The sequence below is a fragment of the Nitrosomonas eutropha genome (genome assembly GCF_003201195.1).
Taxonomy (GTDB): domain Bacteria; phylum Pseudomonadota; class Gammaproteobacteria; order Burkholderiales; family Nitrosomonadaceae; genus Nitrosomonas; species Nitrosomonas eutropha.
This window is the reverse complement of record NZ_QICQ01000058.1, coordinates 1-5,923: the sequence shown is the minus strand read 5'-3', so window position 1 is coordinate 5,923 and position 5,923 is coordinate 1. Positions and strand designations below refer to the sequence as shown.

7 protein-coding genes and 2 pseudogenes are annotated in these 5,923 nt (G+C 37.5%); 6 read left to right on the top strand and 3 right to left on the bottom strand.

The window, feature by feature from the left end:
- Positions 1–562 precede the first annotated feature (562 nt).
- Positions 563–779, bottom strand: a pseudogene (locus tag C8R14_RS14480) (IS6 family transposase); the annotation flags it as partial.
- 436 nt (positions 780–1,215) lie between these two features.
- On the opposite strand from C8R14_RS14480, the gene C8R14_RS12830 reads away from it, so the two are divergent.
- The 5 genes from C8R14_RS12830 to C8R14_RS12810 all read left to right on the top strand — a co-directional run bounded on the left by C8R14_RS12830 (position 1,216) and on the right by C8R14_RS12810 (position 3,137).
- Entirely contained in the window at positions 1,216–1,614 is a 399-nt protein-coding gene (locus tag C8R14_RS12830; protein WP_011635338.1) for a PRC-barrel domain-containing protein, read from the top strand.
- 59 nt (positions 1,615–1,673) lie between these two features.
- Complete coding sequence (locus tag C8R14_RS12825; protein WP_011635339.1) at positions 1,674–1,910, top strand: ElaB/YgaM/YqjD family protein; 237 nt, start codon at positions 1,674–1,676, stop codon at positions 1,908–1,910.
- 76 nt (positions 1,911–1,986) lie between these two features.
- Positions 1,987–2,223 carry a hypothetical protein gene (locus C8R14_RS12820; RefSeq protein ID WP_041353585.1) on the top strand — a complete coding sequence of 79 codons (237 nt, stop codon included), beginning with the start codon at positions 1,987–1,989 and terminating at the stop codon, positions 2,221–2,223.
- 96 nt (positions 2,224–2,319) lie between these two features.
- Positions 2,320–2,775, top strand: coding sequence for a hypothetical protein (locus C8R14_RS12815; RefSeq protein WP_011635341.1), 456 nt, complete (start codon positions 2,320–2,322; stop codon positions 2,773–2,775).
- Entirely contained in the window at positions 2,775–3,137 is a 363-nt protein-coding gene (locus tag C8R14_RS12810) for a hypothetical protein (RefSeq protein WP_049753131.1), read from the top strand. Before C8R14_RS12815 ends, C8R14_RS12810 begins: the two co-directional genes overlap by 1 nt.
- Positions 3,138–3,840: 703 nt before the next feature.
- Here C8R14_RS12810 and C8R14_RS12795 read toward each other — a convergent pair.
- Positions 3,841–4,779, bottom strand: a complete 939-nt coding sequence (locus C8R14_RS12795; protein ID WP_011635342.1) for a hypothetical protein — start codon at positions 4,777–4,779, stop codon at positions 3,841–3,843.
- A gap of 49 nt (positions 4,780–4,828) precedes the next feature.
- Here C8R14_RS12795 and C8R14_RS14265 point away from each other — a divergent pair.
- A pseudogene (locus tag C8R14_RS14265) lies at positions 4,829–5,068 on the top strand (IS481 family transposase); the annotation flags it as partial.
- On the opposite strand, the gene C8R14_RS14260 reads toward C8R14_RS14265, so the two are convergent.
- On the bottom strand, positions 5,069–5,608 hold the full coding sequence (locus C8R14_RS14260; RefSeq protein WP_011635343.1) for a BON domain-containing protein: 540 nt from the start codon (positions 5,606–5,608) through the stop codon (positions 5,069–5,071).
- Positions 5,609–5,923 lie beyond the last annotated feature (315 nt).

Below are 5,923 nucleotides of genomic sequence, written 5' to 3'. Positions count from 1 at the left end.
TGCTGTACTCTTCTTTGAGCATTAAAGGCATACTACAGCAGGAGTTTTTTGTGGTATGTGCGATGACGCACAAAGCGTTAAATAATACAAATATCCTATTTTATTTGTATTACAGATAACTCTAACTTATAACCACTAACAAAATAACGATAATCAGAGACATATCACCAAAAAATACAAGATATTTTTCCCCATAATTCAATTGAATAAAAAGTTTGTTTAATACTGAAACATCCGTATAAAGCAAGTAAACTTGCTGAATTTTACAACATATGAAATATGTTGTAAGAAGGCTCTTCAATAGCTAAAAAAACGAAAACATAAAAAAATTCTGTCACGAAGCCTGTGGTTCTGTCGCAAATATTCGTAAAGTACAAAGCCACACTTGTCTGCAGGCACAGTTATCCTGCTAAAGCCATAAACTGCCTATAGACGGGTCTATTTCCATTAGACCGTTGTCCCTTTTCGGACCATTCGTGCGTTTTCAATGCCACCAATGGTTGCTTGTTTAGAAAAGGTGTTAGCCGCTGCCTTATCACGATGCTTGAAAAGCATAAGATCAATCGTCTCGCCAAAACAGCGCGTTTGATTTTTTAGCTGTCAAAGCTAAGGAAGATGAGTAATTGATAACCCATCAGTTGAGCGTGGAATGGTCAACTTTAACGCCTCTTTCTCCTATAATGGCCTCAATGTCACGGTAAGAAACACCATACCTGACATAGAAAAACAGCGTAGAGAATTACATTTTTTAGAAAGTGAGTGCCTTTAAAATTAATCATTGGATTCTTCAATTACTAAAATTAGCCAAGTATCACTCATTGCGACAGAACCCTTATAAACTTTATATCTTTCACTTCAGCACTAGATTCATTTTGCAAACCTGATCAGTTGTAGACTAATCATAAGATTGATCACTTTCGAAACATATTAGCGGGAATATATCTTGCTTTTGCTTTAGTCAATACTCGTTCTCCCGGGATGTAACTCATACAATCATATCTATGATGCTCTACATTTATTCATTATGTTGTTGGGATTAATGGTATCTTTTACTATCAATTTATTTGTGTGGTAGCGCACAGACCACAATAAAATTCATGTATATCGTTTACTTAAGATATGTATAGTTTGTTAATTTACATATTCATCTTTTAGTTTTGTAAAAGTTCACCCGATGCAGCAGCGCATATTAAAAGTATTTTTATTGGAGGTTATATGAATTACGAAGACCGTGACACTTATGGTATTTATAAAAATAGTAATGATTCAGGTCCAGAGCCTAGATTTATGGGCGCTGATACCTTGATTGGAAATGAGGTGCGTAATCACCTGGATGAAGATCTTGGTGAAATCAAAGAGATAATGCTAGACTGTGTTAACGGTGAAATCTCTTATGCGGTATTGTCTTTCGGGGGAATTCTTGGAATGGGAGAGAAACTTTTTGCCATTCCTTGGAAAGCGCTTATTCTTGATACAGAAAACAAATGTTTTGTACTCAATATCGATAAAAAACGATTAGAGAGCGCACCTGGTTTCGACAAAGACAACTGGCCTGATATGGCAGATAAAACCTGGGAAAATGATATTCATTCTTACTATGGCACCGGGATCTAACTAACTAATCCATAACATAAATCGTTTGGTTCACCATTTAAATTAAATAAGGAAATGATATGTGCCCACAAAATAATATATCCGATACAGTAGATAAAGTTACAGATAAGGTTTCAAAATCTATTGATCAGGCCAGTGAAGAACTCAGTAAAAAAGGGGAACAATTAAAAAATATGGAAGAGCAGTTAATGGATAATATTGTTGATTATACTAAGAAAAATCCTCTTACATCCGTCGGAATCGCTTTAGGAGTAGGTTTTGTACTAAGCAGGGTATTTAATAATAATTATCGGTAGATGACATATCTCAATATAAGAATCACGCATATGGCTATGCTATGTGTGTACTTTCAATATAAATTAGGTGAAGAATATGAATGATACTATAGATAAAGCATCGAACTTCGCACATGGGGCAGTTGATAAGGCTGCTGATACTGCCAATCAGGTCGCTGATAAAATCAGCGAGAAGGGTGAAGAATTAAGGAGTACTGAGGAACGATTAAGAAGTGAATATTCTAGTTATATTCGTGAAAATCCCTGTAAATCATTAGTTATTGCAATGGGAGCAGGGTTTATACTTAGTCGATTGCTCGGTGGTAGCCGGTAAAATGATTTGTCCTCATGGTTTTACATTCCGTGTAAAACCATGAGATTTCTAATCTACCAGATCAGGAAAAATTACTCCAGACCTCAGGACCATAAGATGACAGATTCAGAAGCTACGGCTAATAAAGAAAATGTTGAAGAGAAAATTATCACGGATAATCATACGGGTACTCCTAATAGCAATTTATTAAGTGAGCTCAAGGCATTATGGAATGAATTTCGTATGCTAAGCTTTAATCATTTAAAACTTGCTGTGCTAGAAATCGAATTGGCAGGTAAAAGCCTGATTGTTATGGTCATAGCAGGTTTAATGATGGGTATTCTACTGAGTTTTGCTTGGATCGGATTGATTGCCACTCTTGTGTTAACGTTAGCTGAGTATGATGTTGTGGAAAACAATATCATACAAATATTACTTGCCGTCGCTTTGAATTTATTGGCAGCCATAATCCTCTGGGGTATTATCCTCGGCAAAAGCCGCTATCTTAGATTTACAGCAACTCTTCGCAGTATTGGGGCAGAACGACCGGATCATCCTATTCAGGAAAAATAATGTTACATTTTATTCAAAATAAACCCACATCATCTTCTCTTATAACCCAAGTCAGACTTACTGAATATCAGTTATTACACCACCAAAAAATGGTGGATCGTATTTCAACGAGACTGCTCAAAAATATACAACAACAATTGATAGCTCCCTCGAACTTATGGATTGCAGGGGGTGCCGGGTTCATATTGAGTGAACTAACCAAGAGCAAGTCTCCTAAAATTAGTGATACTAACGTGGATAAAACTAAGGCTTCTAAGAAAACAGCCTTCCTTCCTCCTTGGATATCCACCCTCGTTGTCAACTTAATCAGTCCATTTGATATATTGCATGCAATCCTCAACGTTGATAATAGCAAGAAATAATTTAGATAAAAGGCAGCTCTTTTCCTGAGTTTACATTGTACTGCTACGACTGGAGCTGCGTTGCTAAACGCAAGTTTTAATTAAGCACTTAGATGGAGAACGGTGATTTGTAATCACCAGTATCTATTAAGTGCCTATGTACCAGTTAAGAACCTGTTCAAAATCTCTGGGAGTATGAGAAACTCGGCAGATGAGAAAAAGTTACCCTAGCAACACATCAGTCGTAAACAATTCGAGCTTATTAAGCTTTTGCTGGAGCGCGCGCGCAGGAAGACCAATCCTCGACGAACATCTAGAAGAGAATCGATTGCCTGTTAACACCTACTCTTCTACCTGTATAATTCAGATAAACAATAGTTTGAGTGATATGGTTAATTAAAACCATCCCACCTCCGATTAAATAACACTTTTTCAACTTTTCCATTTCTATCTCATCCTGATTTGGATTTTTATATACCAAGTATGAATGCAAGCGATAGCTGTTATAAAAAATGGAAATATACTACTTATAAGCATTTTATAGCTTTAGCAGGATAACTGTGCGCATAGACAAATGTGGCTTTGCACTTTTGCGACAGAACCTGTTACAGGATATCTAATTCATTAGTGCTATTAAAATGATAATTGGAATAGGCACACCTAGAAACCATAATAGTATCGAACGCATATTTTTCTCCTCATTAAATTTTATTTATATATATTATTATGCAGCGTCACGCTGGCGCCCACCATATATTGCTGCAACACTAGCTACAAAAGCGCCGGAAAGCAATGAAATAAAAATCCATAATGCCATATACGAGGAGGCTTTCCTTACTTGATCAGCGGTTTCCTTTAGGGCAGTCTCAGCTTTCTCCAGCTCCATTTGAATTCTCGAGAATGTTGTCTTAACTCGTTCTTTTGCTTGCTCATGAGTTAAACCAGTGTGTTGAGAGATGACCTCGCTTACGTAATTAAGATCTTCTGTTTCTATGTTTCCCGATTGAATTGAGTTTACGAAAATACGGGTTACCTCCATTCCAATATGAGATGATCCATCTTCATTAGTTAGTTCAACTTTATCATCTACTTTTTTAGCATTTGTTTCTTTGCTTGCAACATCCGTATTTGTTGTATGCTCTGATTTTCTGAATAACGAATCAATAAAATAATCAATTGATATATTATCACTACCAAAAGAATCTGCAACAGTGGATCCGGCTACTGCTGAAGTTGTCACAGCCGCGTTCGTACTCATTTGAATTGTACCGTGTACCACTGATCCGACGGCGGTAGCTAACAATACAGCAGTTACAAGCGAAGAAACAGCCCAGCTCAAGAAACCATGTGCGGTATCCCGGAAAAAAATTTCATCTTTAGCTATATCCGGCCATTTTACTCTAAGCCTGCCTGCCAAATAACCGCCTAATCCTGCTGCAAGCAGTGAAGATAGAACAACCCAAATAATGACATATAAACTAGCTGCTCCGACGCCAACAGCACTGGTATCTGTCCAGGGTGACACCACAGACAAACCAAGCCCTGATCCTAATATGAGTAAAATCAATGATAGTATAGCTGTAGCCGCAGAACCTGCAAAAACCGCACTCCATGACACAGCACTTTCATTACCCCTTTCGACTTCAATTGGATGCGTATGCATTTGTGATCCTCCATAAAACAGTTTAAAAATTTGTTGTAATTATAATTATCTGACCCGACCATGCGCCTCGCCAACCAACAGAATGGTCGAATGCTTCAACGGACGTATTGCTATGTACTCTCAAATAGTGCCAAAGATCTAGAACAGACCCTGATACGCTATGTAGCCCGTACAATCAGCAATTGCCGCAGACTGCTCTCAAAAATAAGACTCCATGAAAGAATGGTATAAAATCCATCCTCACTTCTTTCATAAAAAACCATATAACTATTCGAGATGGGATAATTAGTTATGGCGTTTCTGAAAGAGGTAAAGATGATTTTCCAGGATTACGATCGTTATCTTCTATCATTCCTGGCTCAGCAGAGGGATCATATTTTGGCTTTGATTGGTCAAAATCGTACATATCTTCTTGCTCCTTCCTGTTCTTCTCTATATTTTCAACTCCTTGCTCCTTGTTAGTGTTGCTCTGATCATCATATTGATGTCTCTTTTCCTGATTCTCCGTATTAGATGGATCTGGCTCAATTATTAATTTGTTCAGAACCTTCTTTACACCCACTACCGAATGTGCAATGGTGTGCGCCCTTTCCTTTTCTTCCTCTGATTTCACCGTACCCGTTAGCACCACCACCCCATCACTATCTGTATCTACTTTAATGTGCAATGAATCAATATTTTCTGTCGCAAGCAACTTGGCTTTGATTTGGGTAGTAATGACTGAATCACTAACAAATTCACCCACACTAAACTCTTCCGCAGAAGCTACGGGAGCAATAGACAATATGCTTATTAAAAACAAACCGGCAATTAATTTTAAGAATCTCATGTCCTGTACCTCATTGAATTAGAAAATAGTACATCACTACTATCAGTTATCCTCTCTAACGATTCCAAAGGCTATATAACAATTAACTGTTGAGATTAGTCGTCAAGAGAACCTGTCACATTAAGCATGCTTCGTACAAATTCTTCATTGATTCTATGGAAGAAAAATTTCCAAAAATTGCTTAATGCGACAGAACCCTTAAGAACCGTCTCTGATTTTGTCTGCGTGATCTTCCATTTTATCGGCCTTATCTTCAGCCGCATCTCTCACCTGATCCGCCTGATCTTCCATCTTATCGGCTTGATTTTCGCGCAT